Annotated in this window: 21 protein-coding genes; 14 read left to right on the forward strand and 7 right to left on the reverse strand. The window is 69.9% G+C overall.

What is annotated here, in order from left to right; genetic code table 11:
- Window positions 1-277 precede the first annotated feature (277 nt).
- From KCH48_RS15205 to KCH48_RS15220, 4 genes are all read left to right on the forward strand, one after another.
- Complete coding sequence (locus KCH48_RS15205; RefSeq protein ID WP_210574454.1) at window positions 278-1,351, forward strand: M4 family metallopeptidase; 1,074 nt, start codon at window positions 278-280, stop codon at window positions 1,349-1,351.
- Window positions 1,352-1,371: 20 nt separating this feature from the next.
- Window positions 1,372-1,638: a protealysin inhibitor emfourin gene (locus KCH48_RS15210; RefSeq protein WP_210574456.1), complete on the forward strand. Its 267-nt coding sequence runs from the start codon at window positions 1,372-1,374 to the stop codon at window positions 1,636-1,638.
- 68 nt (window positions 1,639-1,706) lie between these two features.
- Complete coding sequence (locus KCH48_RS15215) at window positions 1,707-3,023, forward strand: GH1 family beta-glucosidase (protein WP_210574458.1); 1,317 nt, start codon at window positions 1,707-1,709, stop codon at window positions 3,021-3,023.
- A gap of 85 nt (window positions 3,024-3,108) precedes the next feature.
- Window positions 3,109-4,299, forward strand: a complete 1,191-nt coding sequence (locus KCH48_RS15220) for an MFS transporter (protein WP_210574586.1) — start codon at window positions 3,109-3,111, stop codon at window positions 4,297-4,299.
- Between the two features lie 98 nt (window positions 4,300-4,397).
- Here KCH48_RS15220 and KCH48_RS15225 read toward each other — a convergent pair whose 3' ends face one another.
- Window positions 4,398-5,252 carry an NAD(P)-dependent oxidoreductase gene (locus KCH48_RS15225; protein ID WP_210574460.1) on the reverse strand — a complete coding sequence of 285 codons (855 nt, stop codon included), beginning with the start codon at window positions 5,250-5,252 and terminating at the stop codon, window positions 4,398-4,400.
- Between the two features lie 132 nt (window positions 5,253-5,384).
- Here KCH48_RS15225 and KCH48_RS15230 point away from each other — a divergent pair, with 132 nt between their 5' ends.
- The 9 genes from KCH48_RS15230 (at window position 5,385) to KCH48_RS15270 (ending at window position 13,253) form a co-directional block, all read left to right on the forward strand.
- The gene (locus tag KCH48_RS15230) at window positions 5,385-6,233 is read left to right on the forward strand and encodes a helix-turn-helix transcriptional regulator (RefSeq protein WP_210574462.1); all 849 of its coding nucleotides are present in this window, start codon (window positions 5,385-5,387) and stop codon (window positions 6,231-6,233) included.
- A 146-nt stretch (window positions 6,234-6,379) separates the two neighbouring features.
- Window positions 6,380-7,450, forward strand: a complete 1,071-nt coding sequence (locus tag KCH48_RS15235) for a PhoH family protein (protein ID WP_210574464.1) — start codon at window positions 6,380-6,382, stop codon at window positions 7,448-7,450.
- Window positions 7,451-7,479: 29 nt separating this feature from the next.
- Window positions 7,480-7,977 (forward strand): rRNA maturation RNase YbeY, encoded by a 498-nt coding sequence (ybeY, locus tag KCH48_RS15240; RefSeq protein ID WP_210574466.1) that lies wholly within the window; start codon window positions 7,480-7,482, stop codon window positions 7,975-7,977.
- Window positions 7,974-9,272 (forward strand): hemolysin family protein, encoded by a 1,299-nt coding sequence (locus tag KCH48_RS15245; RefSeq protein ID WP_210574467.1) that lies wholly within the window; start codon window positions 7,974-7,976, stop codon window positions 9,270-9,272. The genes ybeY and KCH48_RS15245 overlap by 4 nt, the downstream gene beginning before the upstream one ends.
- Window positions 9,269-9,628, forward strand: coding sequence for an MmcQ/YjbR family DNA-binding protein (locus tag KCH48_RS15250; protein WP_210574469.1), 360 nt, complete (start codon window positions 9,269-9,271; stop codon window positions 9,626-9,628). The genes KCH48_RS15245 and KCH48_RS15250 overlap by 4 nt, the downstream gene beginning before the upstream one ends.
- Before the next feature lie 23 nt (window positions 9,629-9,651).
- Window positions 9,652-10,005: a cytidine deaminase gene (locus KCH48_RS15255; protein ID WP_210574471.1), complete on the forward strand. Its 354-nt coding sequence runs from the start codon at window positions 9,652-9,654 to the stop codon at window positions 10,003-10,005.
- Between the two features lie 210 nt (window positions 10,006-10,215).
- The gene (locus KCH48_RS15260; RefSeq protein WP_210574473.1) at window positions 10,216-10,686 is read left to right on the forward strand and encodes a hypothetical protein; all 471 of its coding nucleotides are present in this window, start codon (window positions 10,216-10,218) and stop codon (window positions 10,684-10,686) included.
- A 178-nt stretch (window positions 10,687-10,864) separates the two neighbouring features.
- Window positions 10,865-12,184: a beta-xylosidase gene (locus KCH48_RS15265; protein ID WP_210574475.1), complete on the forward strand. Its 1,320-nt coding sequence runs from the start codon at window positions 10,865-10,867 to the stop codon at window positions 12,182-12,184.
- Window positions 12,185-12,239: 55 nt separating this feature from the next.
- Window positions 12,240-13,253, forward strand: coding sequence for a WxL protein peptidoglycan domain-containing protein (locus KCH48_RS15270; RefSeq protein ID WP_210574477.1), 1,014 nt, complete (start codon window positions 12,240-12,242; stop codon window positions 13,251-13,253).
- Here the strand turns inward: KCH48_RS15270 and KCH48_RS15275 are convergent.
- Window positions 13,147-13,485 carry a P-II family nitrogen regulator gene (locus tag KCH48_RS15275; RefSeq protein ID WP_210574479.1) on the reverse strand — a complete coding sequence of 113 codons (339 nt, stop codon included), beginning with the start codon at window positions 13,483-13,485 and terminating at the stop codon, window positions 13,147-13,149. The two genes, KCH48_RS15270 and KCH48_RS15275, sit on opposite strands and share 107 nt — an antisense overlap.
- Before the next feature lie 150 nt (window positions 13,486-13,635).
- Here KCH48_RS15275 and era point away from each other — a divergent pair, with 150 nt between their 5' ends.
- Window positions 13,636-14,595, forward strand: coding sequence for a GTPase Era (gene era / locus KCH48_RS15280; protein ID WP_210574481.1), 960 nt, complete (start codon window positions 13,636-13,638; stop codon window positions 14,593-14,595).
- Between the two features lie 23 nt (window positions 14,596-14,618).
- Here the strand turns inward: era and KCH48_RS15285 are convergent, their stop codons facing one another.
- The 5 genes from KCH48_RS15285 to KCH48_RS15305 all read right to left on the reverse strand — a co-directional run bounded on the left by KCH48_RS15285 (window position 14,619) and on the right by KCH48_RS15305 (window position 19,513).
- Window positions 14,619-15,731, reverse strand: a complete 1,113-nt coding sequence (locus tag KCH48_RS15285; protein WP_210574483.1) for a PfkB family carbohydrate kinase — start codon at window positions 15,729-15,731, stop codon at window positions 14,619-14,621.
- 106 nt (window positions 15,732-15,837) lie between these two features.
- Window positions 15,838-17,127: a glucarate dehydratase family protein gene (locus KCH48_RS15290; protein WP_210574485.1), complete on the reverse strand. Its 1,290-nt coding sequence runs from the start codon at window positions 17,125-17,127 to the stop codon at window positions 15,838-15,840.
- A gap of 107 nt (window positions 17,128-17,234) precedes the next feature.
- Window positions 17,235-18,227, reverse strand: a complete 993-nt coding sequence (locus KCH48_RS15295) for an adenosine deaminase (protein ID WP_210574487.1) — start codon at window positions 18,225-18,227, stop codon at window positions 17,235-17,237.
- 20 nt (window positions 18,228-18,247) lie between these two features.
- Window positions 18,248-19,153 (reverse strand): ribonuclease Z, encoded by a 906-nt coding sequence (locus tag KCH48_RS15300; RefSeq protein ID WP_210574488.1) that lies wholly within the window; start codon window positions 19,151-19,153, stop codon window positions 18,248-18,250.
- A gap of 6 nt (window positions 19,154-19,159) precedes the next feature.
- A complete protein-coding gene (locus tag KCH48_RS15305) occupies window positions 19,160-19,513 on the reverse strand; it encodes a histidine triad nucleotide-binding protein (protein ID WP_210574489.1) in 354 nt (117 codons plus the stop codon).
- Between the last annotated feature and the right edge of the window lie 138 nt (window positions 19,514-19,651).

Genomic DNA, 19,651 nt, shown 5'->3' on the forward strand with positions numbered 1-19,651 from the left:
ACCTGTACTACAGGCCCTCGCCGCGGCAGCTAAGGAGGAGCAGCCCGAAACGCATGATGCGCAGCATGCTAGCGGACCGTTCCCGGATGCAGGTCTCTGTATCAATATGCGGGACTAGAACGCGCCCCACAGGGGCGCGGGGAACTGCGCGACAAGCCCCCACCGACCCGCAGCCAATAACACAGCGCAACCAGCCTACGCCCCAAACATCCCCACATTTCACCAATCATGGTTGCCGATAGTGACAGCCAGCTAACGCAGTGCCATCGTGCCGCACATGACGACAAACGGGGGCTACACGCCCGTCTTCTGCACCGTCGTACCACCCCACATCCTCGACAAGCTCGCCCAGGCCGAGGACCCCGCGCTGGCCGGCCCCGCTCGCAAGACCCTCGAGCGCGACGCCTACCAGCGCACCCACCGCCGCCTGACCACGGTCCTCGGCGCACCCACCGTCACCCCGCCCGCCCAAGCCGCCGCAGGCAAACCGCACCGCACGATCTACGACGCCGAGCACAAGACCGACCTGCCCGGCAAGAAGGTCCGCGGCGAGGGCGACGAGCCCGGCAAGGACGCCACCGTCAACCGCGCCTACGCGGGCCTGGGCGCGACGTTCGAGCTGTTCCTCAAGGCGTACGGGCGCGACTCGATCGACGGCGACGGACTGCCGCTCGACGCGACCGTGCACTACGACGAGGACTACGGCAACGCCTTCTGGAACGGCGAGCAGATGGTGTTCGGCGACGGCGACGGCGAGATCTTCCTCGACTTCACCATCCCGATCGACGTCATCGGCCATGAGCTGGCCCACGGCGTCACCCAGTACACGGCGAACCTGACCTACTTCGGCCAGCCGGGCGCCCTGAACGAGTCGATGTCCGACGTCTTCGGCTCACTGATCAAGCAGTACACCCTCGGCCAGACCGCCGCCGAGGCGGACTGGCTGATCGGCGCGGGCCTGCTCGCCCCGCGCGTGACCGGCAAGGCGCTGCGCTCCATGAAGGAGCCGGGTACGGCGTACGACGACGACGTCCTCGGCAAGGACCCGCAGCCCGGCACGATGGACGGCTACGTCCGCACCGGCCGCGACAACGGCGGCGTGCACATCAACTCCGGCATCCCCAACCACGCCTTCTACCTCGCCGCGACCGCGCTCGGCGGTCACGCCTGGGAGCGGGCCGGGCAGATCTGGTACGACGTGCTGACCGGGGGCGAGCTGAAGGAACAGGCCCTCTTCGTCGACTTCGCCACGCTGACGGTCGCCGCCGCGAAGGCACGGTACGGCGACAGCGGCGAGGAGATTCAGGCCGTACTCAAGGCCTGGGAGCAGGTCGGGGTGCGCACCCTCTAGTTCCGTACTAGACAGGATCCATGCGTATTCAGGTGCGACGCACAGGCGGATTCGCGGGCATCGACCGGCACGCCGAGGTGGAGACCTCGGGGCGGCCCGATGCCCAGGAGTGGCACTCCCTGGCCGAGAGCGCGGTCGCGTCCGGCCGGGGCGTGCCCCCCGTCGGGGTTCCGGACGGCTTCAGCTACCAGATCACCGTGGACGGCAAGACGGTGTACTGCTCGGATCCCCGGCTCACGGACGAGCAGCGGAAACTGATCTCACGCGTCCTGAAGGAAGGCGCGTAACCGGTCGGGGAAGGGCGCGTAACTGCTTGTTCACGCCTGCCCGTTGACTTCCGTTACCGGCGGTACGGATGATCCGGCGCATGGCGACCGATCCGATACCTCAGTTCCCCTCCGGCTTCCTGTGGGGCGTCTCGACGTCCGCGCACCAGATCGAGGGCGCGGCCGACCGACGCGAACCCTCCGTCTGGGACGCCTTCACGGCCGAACCGGGGCGGGTGAAGGACGGCTCGACGGCGGCGGTGGCCTGCGACCACTACCACCGCTACCGCGAGGACGTGGCGCTCTTGGCCGAGCTCGGGGTGGACGCGTACCGCTTCTCGATCTCCTGGCCGCGGGTCCGGTCCGACGGCGGACTGGCCTTCTACGACCGTCTGGTCGACGAGCTGTGCGCGGCGGGCGTACGTCCCGTCCCCACCCTCTTCCACTGGGACCTGCCGGTGTCCCTCGACTGGCTGAAGCGCGACACGGCCGCGCACTTCGCGGAGTACGTGTCGACGGTGGCCGACCGCCTGGGCGACCGCGTCTCGAAGTGGATCACCCTCAACGAGCCCGCCGAACACACCCTGTTCGGCCATGCGATCGGCGCCCACGCACCGGGCAAGCAGCTGATGTTCGACGCGCTGCCCGCCGCCCACCACCAACTCCTGGCCCACGGCCTGGCCGTACAAGCCCTGCGCGCCTCGGGCGCCACCGACATCGGCATCGCCAACTCGCACGGCCCGACCTGGCCGGCCTCCCGCGACCAGGCGGACCTGGAGGCCGCCGACTTCTACGACCTGCTGCTCAACCGCCTCTTCGCCGACCCGGTCCTGCGCGGCGAATACCCCGAGGGAATCGGCGAGTTGATGCCAGGGCCGGTCTCCGCCGACCTCAAGGTCATCGGTGAGCCGCTGGACTTCTACGGCGTCAACTACTACTCGCCAACGCGGGTGGGCGCCCCGCAGGGCACCGACATCGAGTTCGGCGGGCTGACGATCCCGGCCGAACTCCCCTTCTCCGTCCACGAGATCGACGGCGTCCCGGTCACCGACTTCGGCTGGCCGGTGGTCCCGGAGGGCCTGCCCGAGCTGCTCACCGGCTTCCACGAGCGCTACGGCGACCGGCTCCCGCCCGTCGTGATCACCGAGAACGGCTGCTCGTACGAGGGGATCGACGACCAGGACCGGATCGCCTACCTGGACGCTCATGTGCGCGCGCTGCACCGGGCGGTGGAGGCGGGCGTGGACGTACGCGGCTACTTCGTGTGGTCGCTGCTGGACAACTTCGAGTGGGCGGAGGGGTACGCGCGGCGCTTCGGGCTGGTCCACGTGGACTTCGAGACCCTCGCCAGGACCCCGAAGGCGTCGTACGCCTGGTTCCGGGATGTGCTGCGGGCCCAGAGATGAGCGGGGTCGCCCTCGCGGAGCCCGGCATGGGGGTCCCCCCGGTTTGAGCGAATTCGAGAACTGGGGGAGGGTCGGCCGGGGCTGGATGTCGGCCCTGTCGCTGGCCAACGTGGCGATCTGGGTGGGCTGGTACGGCCCGCTGCAGATCCTGCTGGCCCGGCAGGCGGAGGACTTCGCGCCCGGCACGGGCATGTCGAAGGAGACGCTGCTGGCGTGGGTGACCGGCGTGGGCGCGGTGGTGTCGCTGGCGGCCAACCCGTTCTTCGGCGCGCTGTCGGACCGGACCACGGCCCCTCGGGGTCGCCGTACGCCGTGGATCGTGGCGGGGGCTGCGGGCGGTGCGCTGTCGTTGCTGCTGCTCGCGGGCGCGGGCGGGCTGTGGACCATGGCGGTGGGCTGGTGTCTGGTCCAGCTCACCCTGAACGCGTCCTTCGCGGCGGTCACGGCAGCGGTGCCGGACCGGGTGCCCCGGCTGCAACGCGGTTCGGTGGGCGGGTGGTTGGGAGCGGCGCAGATCCTGGGCGCGGTGGTCGGGACGGGACTGGCGACGGCGGCGGGCGGGATCGCGGCGGGCTATGCGGCGTGCGCGCTTTTCACGCTGGCGGGTGTGCTGCCGTACGTCCTGCGATACGGGGATCTCAGGCTGGCGGTCACGGACCGGCCGGCCTGGTCCCCGAAGGCCTTCCTCAAGGGCTTCTGGCTGAGTCCGCGCCGCTACCCGGACTTCGGCTGGGCCTGGCTGACCCGCTTCCTGATCAACCTCAGCAACGCCCTGGTGATCCTCTACCTGCTCTACTACCTACGGGACCGCCTGCACCACGACGACCCCGAGTCCGGCGTCCTGATCCTCACCGCCGTGAACAGCGTGACCCTGCTGGCCACGGTCGTGGTCGGCGGCGCCTGGTCGGACCGCGTGGGCCGCCGCAAGCCCTTCGTGCGCTGGTCCGGCGTACTGATGGCCGCGGCCACCGCCCTCCTGGCCGCCTGGCAGACCTGGCCGAGCGCGATCGTCGTCGCGGCCCTGCTGGGCGTGGGCCTCGGAGTCTTCATGTCGGTCGACTTCGCCCTGATGACGGACGTCCTGCCGCAGGCACGGGACCGAGGCAAGGACCTCGGCCTCATCAACGTGGCCAACGCCTTACCCCAGGTCGCGGCCCCCGCCCTGGCCGCCCCGATCGTGACGCACTTGGGCGGCTACCGGGTGCTGTACGGGGTGGCGGCGGTGATCGGGCTGGCGGGGGCGGTACTGGTGGGCCGGATCAGAGGGGTGGACTGATTCAGCCGCGGTCGGGCAGCGCCGCTAAGGGGCGCGGGGAACTGCGCGACCAGCCACATCAAACCCGCAGCCGCCCAACCACCCATCGCGGCACCCCCTTAGAGCGCCCCTGCGTCCCGAGCCGCATAAACACTCGGAAACACCGGCCGATACCCCAGCTCCCGCCGAATCCGTTCCGTGGACATGATCACCAGCCACGGATCGGGATCGGTACGGGCATACAGCTCCTCAGGAACCTCCACCCCGTTCACCTGATGCAGCTCAACCGCCGTGACGGGCGCATCGTCAGCGATGTTGTAAACCCGGCCCCCGATCCCCGGCGCATGCAGGATCCGCAGCAGCCCTTGCGCAACGTCCACGTGATGCCCCATGTGCAACCGCTGGCCCGCCGCCCAGGCACCCGCCCACATCAGGGACTGGGCCAGATGCGGATCGCCCTCCCCGTAGACGAAGGGAAGCCGGCCGACGCGCACGTCCAGACCCTCCAGCGCGAGCAGCTCCCGCTCGGCCTGCGCCTTGGACTCGGGATAGGCACCCCACATCGCCCCGCCGGGCCGGCTCTCGTCGTCCTCGGTGAGCGGGCGCCCCCGTCCGACGCCGTACACCAGCCCCGTGCTGACCTGCACGAACCTCTGCACACCGGCAGCCTGTGCGGCACGCCCCAGCTCCACGGCCGCGTCCCGGTTGACCGCCCACGCCTCCTCGTCCGGCACCCCGCGGAAGGACGCCGCGACATTGACGACCGCGTCCACCCCGGCGACCGCCTTGCCGAGCACCTCGGCGTCCCGCAGATCGCCGACGACGACCTCGGCGCCCAGCTCGGCGAAGGGCTCACCCCGCGCCGCGTCGCGCACCAACACCCGCACCCGCTCGTCCGGCCGCGCCTGCGCCAGCAGCCTCGGCACGAAGCGCCGCCCGACCTGCCCCGTCGTACCCGTCACCAGTGTCAGCATGATCTGCTCCTCACGAACCGGATGTTCTCGTGCCACCACCCTCGGAGAGACTCGCGCCGACCGGGAGAGACCCGTCGATCAGGGGACCGACAGTCCCTGGATACGGCGGGGCGCGTGCCGCACCCTGGACGCGTGAACCGAGCCGAACTCGCGGACTTCCTGCGCCGGAGCCGCGCCCGCCTGGCCCCGTCGGACGTGGGCCTGGCGCCGGGCGCCCGGCGCCGTACGGCCGGTCTGCGGCGCGAGGAGGTGGCGCAGCTGGCGGGCATGTCGGTGGACTACTACACGCGCCTGGAGCAGTCCCGCGGTCCCCGCCCGTCCCGGCAGATGCTGGCGGCGCTGGCCCGTGCCCTGCGTCTCACCGCCGACGAACGCGACCATCTGTTCCACCTGACCGACGAGGAGCCACCGCGCCGCGAGACGGCGTCGGCGCACGTCGCGCCCGGTCTGATGCTGATCCTGGACCGGCTGCATGACACACCGGCGCAGGTGGTGACCGACTGTGGCGAGGTGCTGGCCCAGAACGCCATGGCGCGGGCGCTGACCCGCGATGTGATGTCGCGCCCTCCGGGCGAGCGCAATCTCCTCCGCCTCTACTTCCTGGACCCTCAGGCGTGCACCCTGTTCCCGGAGGAGGACCGGGCCGAGCACGCACGCGCCCATGTGGCCAATCTGCGTGCGGTGGCCGCCGCCCGTCCCGACGACCCGGAACCCGCCGCGCTGGTCGCGGAGCTCCGTTCGTCGAGCGAGGAGTTCGCGCGGCTGTGGGACGAACACGAGGTGTCGCTGCGCCACCGGGCGACCAAACGCTTCCTGCACCCGCTGGTCGGCCTGCTGGACCTCGACTGCGAGATCCTGCTCAGCCACGAACACCACCAGCTCCTGGTCATCCACACCGCGCGCCCGGGCACGGAGTCCTACGAACGCCTCCAGCTGCTGCGTGTGCTGGGCCTGCAGAACATGTCGGTGGGCAGGCCCTGAGCCGGGCCATGAGCCGGGCAATGAGCCGGGCCGATGAAAAGACCTACGGCGTTGTCAGTCTCCCGGCGTACCCTTGAAATCGCCAGGCCGCCCTTGTGGCAGGCGAGTCGTATGGAGGAGGACGTGCAGGCCTACAGAGCCGGCCCATGACTCAGACACCCACAGCTCACACCCCTGCGCAGGGGCAGTCACGAGCAGAGTTCACCGTCCCCGCCCAGCACCCCATGGTCACGGTCCTGGGGTCCGGCGACGCCCTACTGCGCGTGATCGAGAAGGCCTTCCCGGCGGTCGACATCCATGTCCGGGGCAATGAGATCAGCGCGGTCGGCGACACCGCAGAAGTCGCCCTCATCCAGCGCCTGTTCGACGAGATGATGCTGGTGCTCCGCACCGGACAGCCGATGACGGAGGACGCAGTGGAACGCTCGATCGCCATGCTCCGGGCGAGTGAGAACGGCGAGAGCGACGGCGAGGAGACCCCCGCCGAAGTCCTCACGCAGAACATCCTCTCCTCCCGCGGCCGCACGATCCGCCCCAAGACCCTCAACCAGAAGCGGTACGTCGACGCGATCGACAAGCACACGATCGTCTTCGGCATCGGCCCCGCCGGTACCGGCAAGACCTATCTCGCCATGGCCAAGGCGGTGCAGGCCCTGCAGTCCAAGCAGGTCACCCGCATCATCCTGACCAGGCCCGCGGTCGAGGCGGGCGAGCGTCTCGGCTTCCTGCCGGGCACGCTCTACGAGAAGATCGACCCGTATCTGCGTCCGCTGTACGACGCGCTGCACGACATGCTCGACCCCGACTCCATCCCGCGGCTCATGGCGGCGGGCACGATCGAGGTCGCCCCGCTGGCGTACATGCGTGGACGTACCTTGAATGACGCCTTCATCATCCTGGACGAGGCCCAGAACACGAGCCCCGAGCAGATGAAGATGTTCCTCACCCGCCTCGGCTTCGAATCGAAGATCGTGATCACGGGTGACGTCACCCAGGTCGACCTCCCGGACGGCACCAAGTCCGGCCTGCGCCAGGTCCAGGACATCCTGGACGGCGTCCCGGACGTCCACTTCTCCCGGCTCTCGTCCCACGATGTCGTCCGGCACAAGCTCGTCGGCCGTATCGTCGACGCGTACGAGGAGTACGACAGCCGGCACGGCACCCAGAACGGCACCCGCAAAGGCGGCCGGAGCAGGTCCGGGCACAAGGGGCTGTGACATTTAAAAGCGGGAGACCGAGCAGCACCATGTCGATCGACGTCAACAACGAGTCCGGAACCGAGGTCGACGAGCAGGCGATCCTCGACATCGCCCGCTACGCGCTCGCGCGGATGCGCATCCACCCGCTCTCCGAGCTCTCGGTGATCGTCGTGGACGCCGCAGCCATGGAGCAGCTGCACATCCAGTGGATGGACCTGCCGGGCCCGACGGACGTCATGTCCTTCCCGATGGACGAACTGCGTCCGCCGGCGAAGGACGAGGACGAGCCGCCGCAGGGCCTGCTCGGCGACATCGTGCTGTGCCCTGAGGTCGCCGAGAAGCAGGGCAAGGAAGCCGAGACGCAGCACTCCATGGACGAGGAGCTCCAGCTCCTGACCGTCCACGGAGTGCTGCACCTGCTGGGCTACGACCACGAGGAGGCGGACGAGAAGGCCGAGATGTTCGGGCTCCAGGCGGCGATCGTGGACGGCTGGCGGGCGGAGAAGGGCCTCACCGGCCCGTCCCCGGCCCCGACCGTGTCATGAGCCTCCCGCTGATCTCCGGCGCCGTCGCCCTGGTCGTCGTCGCCTGGCTCGCCGCGTGCGCGGAGGCCGGTATCGCCCGCGTCTCCAGTTTCCGCGCCGAGGAGGCCGTCAAGTCCGGCCGCCGCGGCAGCGAGAAACTCGCCCAGGTCGCCGCCGACCCGACCCGCTATCTCAATGTCGCGCTGCTGGTGCGCGTGGCCTGCGAGATGGCCGCCGCGGCGATGGTGACGTACGCCTGTCTGAACGAGATCGAGGGCACCACCCGGGCCCTGCTCGCCGCGATCGGCGTGATGGTCCTGGTGTCGTATGTCGCCGTCGGCGTCTCCCCGCGCACCATCGGCCGCCAGCATCCGCTGAACACCGCGACCGCGGCGGCGTACGTCCTGCTGCCGCTGGCCCGCGTGATGGGCCCGATCCCGCCCCTGCTGATCCTCATCGGCAACGCGCTCACCCCCGGCAAGGGCTTCCGCCGCGGCCCCTTCGCCTCCGAGGCGGAGCTGCGCGCGCTGGTCGACCTCGCCGAGAAGGAGTCCCTGATCGAGGACGAGGAGCGCCGCATGGTGCACTCCGTCTTCGAGCTGGGCGACACGCTCGTCCGCGAGGTCATGGTCCCGCGCACCGACCTGGTCGTCATCGAGCGCTACAAGACCATCCGGCAGGCCCTGACGCTGGCGCTGCGCTCCGGTTTCTCGCGGATCCCGGTGACCGGCGAGAGCGAGGACGACGTCGTCGGGATCGTGTATCTGAAGGACCTGGCCCGCAAGACGCACATCAGCCGGGACGCCGAGTCCGAGCTGGTCTCCACGGCCATGCGGCCCGCCGCCTTCGTGCCCGACACCAAGAACGCCGGCGATCTGCTCCGCGAGATGCAGCAGGACCGCAACCACGTCGCCGTCGTCATCGACGAGTACGGCGGCACGGCCGGCATCGTCACCATCGAGGACATCCTCGAGGAGATCGTCGGCGAGATCACCGACGAGTACGACCGGGAACTCCCGCCCGTCGAGGAGCTGGGCGAGGACCGCTACCGCGTCACCGCCCGCCTCGACATCGGCGACCTCGGCGACCTGTACGGCCTGGAGGCGTACGACGACGAGGACGTGGAGACCGTCGGCGGCCTCCTCGCCAAGGCGCTGGGCCGCGTGCCCATCGCCGGGGCGTCGTCCGTCGTCGAACTCCCCGACGGCCGTGAACTGCGACTGACCGCGGAGGCCGCCGCGGGCCGCCGGAACAAGATCGTGACGGTGCTGGCGGAGCCGGTGGGCGCCTCGAAGGAAGGGGAGGAAGAGGAGTGAGCCCCGAGGAGCTGCGCGGCTTCTGCCTGTCCTTCAACGCGGCGGTGGAGGACTTCCCCTTCTCGCCGGACATCTCGGTCTTCAAGGTCCTGGGCAAGATGTTCGCCCTGAGCTGGCTGGACTCCCGCCCGCTCACCGTCAACCTCAAGTGCGACCCGGAGGACGCCATCCGGCTCCGCGGCGAGCACGAGGGCCTGATCATCCCCGGCTACCACATGAACAAGCGCCACTGGAACACGGTCACGGTCGACGGCGACCTCCCGGACCGCCTGGTCCGCGAGCTCATCGAGGACTCGTACGACCTCGTCGTCGCCGGACTTCCGCGCGCCGAACGCCTCCGGCTCGACCGGCCGTGACAGCCACTTCGTATGCTCAGGGCATGACCGACAGCAGCGCGCTCGACCCCGAAGACCGCAAGATCGTCACCCTGGCCCGTTCCGCGCGGGCCCGCAACGGTGTGCCCGAGGGGGCGGCCGTACGGGACGACACCGGGCGTACGTATGTCGCCGGAACCGTTGCCCTCGACTCCCTGAAGCTGAGCGCGTTGCGGACGGCCGTGGCGATGGCGGTGGCGTCCGGGGCGACGTCACTGGAGGCAGCGGCCGTGGTCACGGAGGCGGAGTCGGCGTCGGCCGAGGACCGGGCGGCCGTGGCGGATCTGGGCGGGCCTGGGACGCCGGTGCTGGTGGCAGGGCCCGACGGCACGGTAAGGATGACTGTGCCCGCAGGCTGAAAACCGCCCTTTTCAGAGTCGTCCGGAATTCAGCCTTGCCGACCCGCATCTCCCACGCATCAATGGGACCCGTAGTTCCGACGGACCGTCAGATTCACCGCTCCACCCCCACCGAGCGTCCCGCACCGCGCCCGTCGACGGCCCCGTCGGGTTCTCCCACATCCATCCCCACATGGCATTCCCAGATACGGGAAGGGAGCCGGATTCCCCATGAAACGCATAGCAACGGGTGCGGCACTGACGGTCGGGGCCCTCGCGGTCACCGGCCTGGCCTTCGCACCGGCCGCCCTCGCCGTCGCGCCGACGACGGCGACGCTCAACGCCGACTGCGGCAGTTTCGGTGGCGGCGCGGCCACGCTCACGGCCACGCAGAACGGCACCGCGGCGACCATGACCCTCAAGTCGTCCGCCGTCAAAGCGCCGATCGGGCTGGGCGCGGACTCGATCACGTCCACTCTCACTCTCGTGAAGGCGGGCGGCGGCACCACCACCTTCACCGCCAAGGAGAACCCGGCCATGGCGGCCGGCGACGACGTCCAGGTCGGTCCGCTCCCCGGGACCGTGGCCTCCGGCGACAGCCTGGAGGCGTTCGGCGGATCGCTGAAGATGACGGTCCTCGGCATCACCATCACCTGCACGGCGACGGGACCGCAGTCACCGGGTCCGTTCGTGTTCGACTGACAGTCACATAGCAGATGGGTCGTCAGTTTCCTGGAGTGACAAGGAAACTGACGATCCATCAGCTCTTTTCGGCGTCTCCATTGACTTCTCACGCAATCCCCACATCAATGCCCCACAGCGGGCGCGGGAGTTCAGCAGCCGCGCCCGCGTCCTCAGCCATCGCTCAGGAGGGGGCACCATGGCTACGAGAGCCCGAAGACGCCGCTGGTCATCGCTGCTCGGGGTGACCGCGCTCGCGGTCACCGGGGGCGGCGCACTGGCCTGTCCGGCCAATGCCGCGCCCACGAACGTGGACTTCGCCACGCACTGCATCCCGCCCGACATCGCGGGCATCCCGCCGATCGACGGCACCACCACGGCCAGTGTCGCGGTGGACAACGCCAGTCCGAAGGTCGGCGACACCGTCACCGTCACGTACACGGTCGTCAAGCCCGCCGCCAACAACCCCACCGCCATCGCCCTGCCGGCCGACATCATGACGCCCACCGGCAAGGTCACCCTCGGCGGGGCGCAGACCGGTGACGTGACCGTCGCCGGGCCGAAGAAGAACGACCCGGTGCCGGGCAACGGCCCCTTCCCGTCGTTCTCCATGACCGGCACCTTCAGAGTCACCGCGCCGGGGCCGATCACGCTCTCGCCCGGCGACTACAACATCCACACCAGCTACATCCTCGAACTGGACACGCCCTGCACGGTGATCACCCCGCCCGCACCGGTCTCCGAGACGATCACCGCGACGGACGGCAACCCCACCAACAACCGTGCCATCTCGCTGAGTTCGGCCTCCGGCGACCCGGGTGACAGCGTCACCGTCAGCGGCAGCGACTTCACGCCGGGGGCGACCGTCACGCTGGCCGGGCGGTCGGGGAACACCCAGACCGCGGACCAGGCCACCGTCACCGCCGGAGCGAACGGCTCCTTCAGCGGCTCGCTCGTCGTCAACGACAAGACCACGACCGGTGTGGTGGCGTACGAGGGGAGCGCGTGGAACGCGGAGAAGGGGGCCGGGCCCGCCGCGTACGTCGTCAATGACGACACACCCGTGCCCGACGGAAGCCAGAAGCTGACGACGACCGTGAAGGCGGGGACACTCTCCATGTCCCAGGCCGGGGACTCCGTACAGCTGTCGGCGGTGGACTTCGGCGAGGGCGGGGCGTCGACGGGCTCGCTGCAGACCGTCACCGTCGAGGACTTCCGGGGCGGGCCCGCAGGATGGTCCCTCACCGGCAAGGTCACCGACTTCACCGGGCCCGGCGCCAAGATCGACGCCGGGAAGCTGAAGTGGACCCCCGCCTGCGCCACCAAGGCGGGCAGCCCGAGCACGTGCCAGACCGGTTCGTCCGGCGTGGTCGGCGGTGCGGGCGCGACCCTGGCGTCCACGCCCAACGGCACGCTCACCGGCGGTGAGTTCACCGTCGACGCCGGGCTCTCCCTGGACGTACCGGCGTTCACGCCTCCGGGCTCGTACGCCGGAGTGCTCACCCTCACGCTCAGCTGACCGTACGGGCGTCCGCACCCGCCCGTTCACCTCATCCACGTGGGGGTCCGCACCCATGCGCAAGCTGTACGTCCTCCTCCCTGGACTGCTCCTGGGCCTGCTCCTCGCCGCACCCGCGCACGCCGCCGACAACGGCAGCTGGTCCGTCTACCCGGCCGCCTCGAAGGTCGCCGCGCGCCCGTACTTCTACCTCTCCGCCGATCCCGGGACGACCGTCGAGGACAAGGTCGTCGTCGCCAACAAGACGGGGCAGCCGCTGACGTTCCGGCTGTACGCCGCCGACGCGTACAACACCGCGCGCGACGGCGGGTTCGCCGTGCGGACGGTCAAGGAGAAGCAGCGCGGAATCGGAGCCTGGGCCAGGCCCGCCAAGTCCCGGGTGACCGTGCCCGCGCACGGCGAGGTCACCGTCCCCTTCACGCTCCGCGTGCCCGAGGGCGCCGAACCCGGCGATCATCCGGGCGGGTTGGTCGCGCTCGACGAACGTGTGGACCGGGGCGACGGCTCACTCGCGCTCGGTGTGCAGCGGGCCGTCGCCGCCCGGATCTATCTCCGTGTCGGTGGTCCGACGCTCCCCGCGATCGCCGTCGAGGACGTCCGCGTCGCCCACCACCAGCCCCTCGTCCCGGGCCTCGGCGACAGCACGGCGACGATCTCCTACACGCTGCACAACACCGGCAACGTCACCCTGAACCCGAAGGTGGAGCTGCGCGCGAAGGGCCTGTTCGGCCGTACGCTGCTGGCCCGCGACCTGTCGCGCGTCCCCACGGAACTGCTGCCGCGCCAGCGCGTCCGGCTGACCGAGCCCTGGCGCGGGGCGCCCCAACTCGACTGGGGCGACGTGACGTTGACGGCGAGCGCGCAGGACACGCGGGAATCGGCCGCCGCGTCGTTCTTCGCGCTGCCGTGGCTGGTCGGCGTGGTGCTGCTGGTCGTGGTGGTCGTCGGGGTGGTGCTGTGGGTCAGAGCGCGTCGGGCCCGCGCTCGTCGGTCCGCACGCGTACGACCGTCTCCACGGGCAGCACCCACACCTTCCCGTCCCCGATCTTCCCCGTCTGCGCGGCCTTGACGATCGCGTCGATGACGTCGTCCGAGGCGGCGTCCTCGACGACGATCTCGATACGGACCTTCGGCACCAGGTCGACCTGGTACTCGGCGCCGCGGTACACCTCGGTGTGGCCGCGCTGCCGGCCGTAGCCGCTGGACTCGGTGACCGTCAGACCATGCACGCCCAGCTCCTGGAGCGCGTTCTTGACCTCGTCGAGGCGGTACGGCTTGACGATCGCGGTGATGAGCTTCATGCCGGGGCTTGACCTTCTGGTCGGAGGGGACAGGGGACGCGCTGACCGGGGCGTCATGGCCCGGGACGCCGCGATCGTATGCGGTCCGGGCGCGCACCGTAAGGGAGGCGGGCGTGCACTGGTGCGGCGGGGGCCTGTGGATCAGGGAGAATGGGCGCCATGAGCGTGCGTATCAAGTCATCCGAGCCGTCCGAGGCCACCCATCGCGCCGGCTTCGCCTGCTTCGTGGGCCGCCCGAATGCGGGCAAGTCCACCCTTACGAACGCTCTGGTCGGCCAGAAGGTCGCGATCACCGCGAACCAGCCGCAGACCACGCGGCACACGGTGCGGGGCATCGTGCACCGGGAGGACGCCCAGCTGATCCTGGTCGACACCCCTGGGCTGCACAAGCCGCGCACGCTGCTCGGCCAGCGGCTCAACGACGTCGTACGCACCACCTGGGCCGAGGTCGACGTGATCGGCTTCTGTCTGCCGGCGAACGAGAAGCTCGGCCCCGGTGACCGCTTCATCGCCAAGGAGCTGGCCGGGATCAAGAAGACCCCGAAGGTCGCCATCGTCACGAAGACGGACCTCGTCGACTCCAAGACCCTGGCCGAGCAGCTGATCGCGATCGACCAGCTCGGCAAGGAGCTCGGCTTCGAGTGGGCGGAGATCGTGCCGGTGTCCGCGGTCAAGGACCAGCAGGTGGACCTGCTGGCCGACCTGCTCGTCCCGCTCCTGCCGGAGGGCCCCGCCCTCTACCCCGAGGGTGACCTCACCGACGAGCCCGAGCAGGTCATGATCGCCGAGCTGATCCGCGAGGCCGCGCTGGAGGGCGTCCGCGACGAGCTCCCGCACTCCATCGCGGTCGTCGTCGAGGAGATGCTCCCCCGCGAGGACCGCCCCGCCGACAAGCCCCTCCTCGACATCCACGCCTTCGTCTACATCGAGCGCCCCAGCCAGAAGGGCATCATCATCGGCCCCAAGGGCAAGCGCCTGAAGGAGGTCGGCATCAAGAGCCGCAAACAGATCGAGGCGCTGCTCGGTACCCCGGTCTACCTGGACCTGCATGTGAAGGTGGCGAAGGACTGGCAGCGCGATCCGAAGCAGCTGCGCAAGCTCGGCTTCTGAGCTTTCAGGCAGACCTTGAGCTTTCAGGCAGACCTTCGGAAGCCGATCGTCGGGACCGCTCGGGCCAACGGCCAAGGGCGGGCCGATGCCTCCGGGACCAGGGACTGAAGGAACGCGTAGCGCTGGAGCGCCGCCCGGTCCTGTCCCTCCAGGGACTGCACTTCGCGCCACCACGTGGCGATCTCGGCCCAGCCGGGGGCCGAGAGGGAGCCGCCGAACTCCTGGACGGAGAGGGCGGCGGTGAGGCCGGCGAAAGCGAGGCGGTCGGCGAGGGGCCAGCCGGCCAGGGTGCCGGTGACGAAGCCGGCCACGAAGACGTCCCCGGCGCCGGTCGGATCGAGGGCCTCCACGGCGATCGCGGGCACCTCCGCGGTCTCGCCGGTGCGCCGGTCCACGGCGTACGCGCCCTCTTTGCCGAGGGTGACTACGGCGACCGGCACATGCTCGGTGAGGGCGTGGGCGGCGGCGCGCGGGCAGGTGGCGCCGGTGTAGCGCATGGCCTCCTCAGCGTTCGGCAGGAACGCCTCGCAGTACTTGAGGTCGGTCAGCCCCGCCAGGTCCCAGGCACCGGTGTCGTCCCACCCGACGTCGGCGAAGATCCGGGCGCCCTTGCCCGCGGCCTGGGCGACCCAGTGGGCGGGTCTGCCCGGGGTGAGCGAGGCGATCGCGGCACGCGCGCGGGGCGGGCAGTCCGGCGCGGGCTCCTCCGGCGGGGGCTCGTGGCCGTGGGAGACCATCGTGCGCTCGCCCTCGTACGCCATGGAGACGGTGACCGGCGAGTGCCAGCCGGGCACGGTGCGTGCCAGGGAGAGGTCGATGCCCTCGCCGTGCGCCAGGGCGTCCCAGCAGTACTCGCCGTAGTGGTCGTCACCGAAGGCCGCCGCCAGGGACGTCCTCAGACCCAGCCGGGCCAGCGCGGTCGCCATGTTGGCGACGCCGCCGGGGCTGGAGCCCATCCCGCGGGCCCAGGACTCGGTGCCCCGCACGGGCGCCGAGTCGAGGCCGGTGAAGACGATGTCGAGGAAGACGGTGCCGGTGAGGTACACGTCCCAGGGCGGGTCGTCTGACCTGCGCAGGGGCCCCAGCGGGTCGACCTGGGCCTGGCAGCGGTGTCCCTCTCCGTTGAACACGATCACGGTGAGCTCCCTGGCATGGTGCGGATCAGGCCAGTGTGCCTCACACCACTGACACCGCGCCGTCGCTCACCGTCAGCCACCGCCCCGTCCCGCACCGGCGGCCCGCTTACCAGCGAGGCACCGCCGGGGTGACCCAGCCCGGGTCGGCGATGCGCATGGCGGCTGCGTCGTCGCGCTCCCGCAGCGCGCCGTCGTCATCCAGCCACCGTTGGTGCAGGAGCCGCAGCTTGTCGTGGTCGAGCTCGACTCCGAGGCCGGGGGTGTCGGGGACGGCGACCTTGCCGCCCTCGAAGGTCAGCCGCTCGGTGAGGACGTCCTCCGACTGCCAGGGGTAGTGGGAGTCGCAGGCGTGGTGGAGGTTCGGAACCGTCGAGGCCACGTGAGTCATCGCGGCGAGGCTGATCCCCAGGTGGGTGTTGGAGTGCATGGACACCCCGACGCCGAACGTCCGGCAGATGGCGGCGAGTTGCTGCGTGTTCCGCAGCCCGCCCCAGTAATGGTGATCGGAGAGGACGACCTGCACGGCATCCTTCGCGAACGCCTCCTTGATCTCCCCGAACGTCGTCACACACATGTTGGTGGCGAGCGGCACGTCCGTCCCCACGGAGACCTCGGCCATCGCGGACGTACCCAGCGTGGGATCCTCCAGATACTCCAGAACGTCCCCCACCTCCTCCACCACCCTCAGCGAAGTAGCCACGGACCAGGCCCCGTTGGGATCAAGACGCAGCGGATGCCCGGGAAACGCCTCCGCCAGCGCCCGTACGGCGGCGATCTCCTCCTCCGGCGGAAAGACACCCCCCTTGAGCTTGAAGGACGTGAACCCGTACCGCTCCTTGAACACCCGGGCCTGCGCGACCACCCCGGCCGGATCGACGGCGGCCCCCCAGTCGTCCTTCTCACAGGCCACCCCCTCCGGATGATCGGCCCACCTGTAGAACAAATACGCGCTGTACTCCACCGCGTCCCGCACCTTGCCGCCGAGCAACGCATGCACCGGCAGCCCGACCGCCTTGCCGAGCGCATCCAGGCAGGCCACCTCGAACCCGGAGACGACGGACAACCGCAACTTGTCCGCGGTCTGAACACCACGCAGCCCACCGACGTCGACCTGCCCGGAGACCCGCGACTGATCGACGGCGACTTCGTCGGCGACCGTGAACAGCCCGTTCAGATCGGAGACTTGACGCCCGATCAGCTTCTCGGCGAAGGGCCGCGCCAGCTCAAGGTACTTGGTGTCACCGTACGTCTCGCCGACCCCCACGACCCCGTCACCGGTCACAACCTCGACGATCAACCGAGGCGTGTAAGGCTGATGGACACCCTGGGTATTCAGCAGAGGCGGATCGGCGACAAGGATCGGCGTAAGGCGCACGTCGATGATGGCGAGGTTCACAGAGAGGCTCCTACGAAGTCGAATAAGCGGGACTACAGCGCCCCTTTAGGGGCGCGGGGAACTGCGCGACAAGCCCCCACCGACCCGCAGGCGACAAACAAACCCGCTCAGCCGAACTCGTACGCCGCGACCTCCGCGAGATACCCCGCCCGCCGCTCCTCATCGTGCTCCAGAAACGCCGCGAGAAACGAGTTACGCGCCAACTCCCGCAACCGATCCTCCCCCAGCCCCAACACCGACCGCACCGCATCGAAGTTGTCCCCGACATACCCGCCGAAGTAAGCCGGATCGTCAGAGTTGACCGTGCACAACAGCCCCGCATCAAGCATCGCCGGCAACGGATGCTCGGCAAGAACATCCACCGCCCGCAACCGGACATTGGAGAGCGGACACAGAGTCAGCGGCACGCGCTCCCGCACCAGCCGCTCGACGAGGACCGGGTCCTCCATACACCGCAGCCCATGGTCGATCCGCTCGACGCCCAGCACGTCCAGCGCCTCGGTGATGTACTCCGGCGGCCCCTCCTCCCCCGCATGCGCGACACGCCGCAGCCCCAGCTCCGCCGCCGCCTCATACACCTCACGGAACTTCACCGACGGATGCCCGACCTCGGCGGAGTCCAGCCCGATGCCCACGATCCGGTCGAGATACGGCTTCGCGGCCTCCAGCGTCGCCATCGCCGACTCGGCGGACTCGTCGCGCAGGAAGCACATGATCAGCTGCGTGGAAATGCCATGCGCCTCCACGCTCAGGTCGAGCGCGCGAGACAGCCCTTCGACGACCGTGCCCATGCCCACGCCCCGCGCCATGTGCGCCTGCGGGTCGAAGAAGATCTCCGCGTGCCGCACACCCTGCGAGGCGGCGCGCGCGAGGTAGGCGTCGGCGAGATCCTCGAAGTCCCGCTCGGTCCGCAGAACGGCCATGAGCTCGTAGTACAGGTTCAGAAAGGACTGGAGGTCCTCGAACTGGTACGCCTTGCGGAGCTGGTCCGTGTCGGCGTACGGCAGCTCGACGCCGTTGCGCGCGGCGAGCTCGAAGGCCAGCTCGGGCTCGAGTGTGCCTTCGATATGAAGGTGCAGTTCTGCTGTGGGGAGGGGCATCGAAATATCGTACGGGCGTTTTACCGCCGTTTCGGAACCGGCACCCTCAGCAGATCGTGCGCCACGGTCAGCTCCCCCTCGAACCCGGCGGCCCGCGCCTGCCGCTCGAACTCGTCGGGCTCGGTGTACCGCTGACTGAAGTGGGTGAGCACGAGATGCCGTACGCCGCCTTCCTTCGCCACCCGTGCCGCCTGACCGGCCGTCAAATGACCGTGTTCTACGGCGAGTTGCTCGTCCTCGTCGAGGAACGTGGACTCGATGACGAGCATGTCGCAGCCCTCGGCGAGGGCGTATGCCCCGTCGCACAGCCGGGTGTCCATGACGAACGCGAACCGCTGTCCGCGCCGGACCTCGCTGACGTCCTCCAGCGTGACGCCGCCGAGGGCGCCCTCGCGCTGGATGCGGCCCACGTCCGGGCCCTTGATGCCCTGCGCGGCGAGCCGTTCGGGGAGCATCCGCCGCCCGTCGGGCTCGACGAGGCGGTAGCCGTACGACTCGACGGGGTGGGAGAGCTTGCGGGCTTCCAGGGTGTAGGCGGGGGTGGTGGCGAGCGCCCCGTCGGCGGTCACGGGTGCCTGGGTGAGCTGGACCGTCTCCCGGTAGGCGGTGGCGTACCGCAGCCGGTCGAAGAAGCGCTGGCCCGACTTCGGGTAGTGGGCGGTGATCTCGTGCGGCACCTGGTCGAGGTTGATGCGCTGGATGACACCGGCGAGGCCCAGGGAGTGATCCCCGTGGAAGTGGGTGACGCAGATCCGGTTCAGGTCGTGCGCGGCGGCCCCGGCACGCAGCATCTGGCGCTGGGTGCCCTCGCCCGGGTCGAACAGGATGCCCTCGCCGTCCCAGCGGAGCAGATAGCCGTTGTGGTTGCGGTGCCGGGTCGGGACCTGGCTGGCTGTGCCGAGGACCACCAATTCACGTACGGACACGGTGAGTTACCCGGGCGGCCACTGCATGCCGCGACCGCCCATGACGTGGGCGTGCGCGTGGAAGACGGTCTGGCCGGCGCCGGCTCCCGTGTTGAAGACGATGCGGTAGCTCTCCAGCTTGTCCTCGTCGGCGACGGCGTGCGCTTCGCGGAGTACGTCGGCGGCGATCATGGGTTCCGCGGCTGCCAGCTCGGCGGCGCTGGGGTAGTGCGCCCTCGGGATCACCAGGACGTGGGTGGGCGCCTGGGGGTTGATGTCCCGGAACGCGACGGTGGTCTCCGACTCTCGGACGATCGTCGCCGGGATATGCCCCTCGACGATCTTGCAGAACAGACAGTCGTCCTGCGGTTCCCCTGCCATGCGGTTCCCTCCGAGTTTGGGCCGTTTACAGCTCGCATCGTATCGTCGTCGGCTGCGAGTGCTTCGTGGCTGGTCGCGCAGTTCCCCGCGCCCCTTCGGGGCGCGGGGCTGCGGGCATGCGTGCCGCCTGGGGCGGCA

Source organism: Streptomyces sp. GESEQ-4 (assembly GCF_017948455.1).
Classification (GTDB): domain Bacteria; phylum Actinomycetota; class Actinomycetes; order Streptomycetales; family Streptomycetaceae; genus Streptomyces.